The sequence below is a fragment of the Halorubrum sp. SP3 genome (assembly GCF_005435195.1).
Classification (GTDB): domain Archaea; phylum Halobacteriota; class Halobacteria; order Halobacteriales; family Haloferacaceae; genus Halorubrum; species Halorubrum sodomense.
The window spans coordinates 1-362 of sequence record NZ_SGTU01000473.1 but is presented as its reverse complement, the minus strand read 5'-3'; the positions used below and the strand labels follow the sequence as shown (position 1 = coordinate 362).

Sequence of the window (362 nt, the reverse complement as noted above, 5' to 3'; positions counted from 1 at the left end):
GAGAGACCGTCGGTACCGAGAGATCCGGACAACCGTTGGGGGTTACGCATCGCAACGATCGTGAATGTTGAGAAAGACTATAAGTTCGGGCCCCTTTCCATTACGCATGTCAGAGGCACAAACAGTCACTGATGAATCGAGGGCGGCGAGCGATCTCACGGCGTTCCAGCAGAACATCCTGACCATCCTGGCCGAGGAGCCGATGTACGGTCTCGCCATCAAGCGGGAGCTGGAGGCGTACTACGGCTCCGAAGTGAACCACGGCCGCCTGTACCCCAACCTCGACGACCTCGTCGACGACGGGCTCGTCGAGAAGAGCGAACTCGACAAGCGGACGAACCAGTACGAGCTCACCGAGGCGG

General features: G+C 59.7%; 1 protein-coding gene. It reads left to right on the top strand.

Annotated elements, in window-relative coordinates; genetic code table 11:
- Positions 1–106 precede the first annotated feature (106 nt).
- Positions 107–362, top strand: a 256-nt coding sequence (locus tag EXE42_RS17285) for a PadR family transcriptional regulator (RefSeq protein WP_137707095.1), incomplete at its 3' end; no start/stop codon positions are given.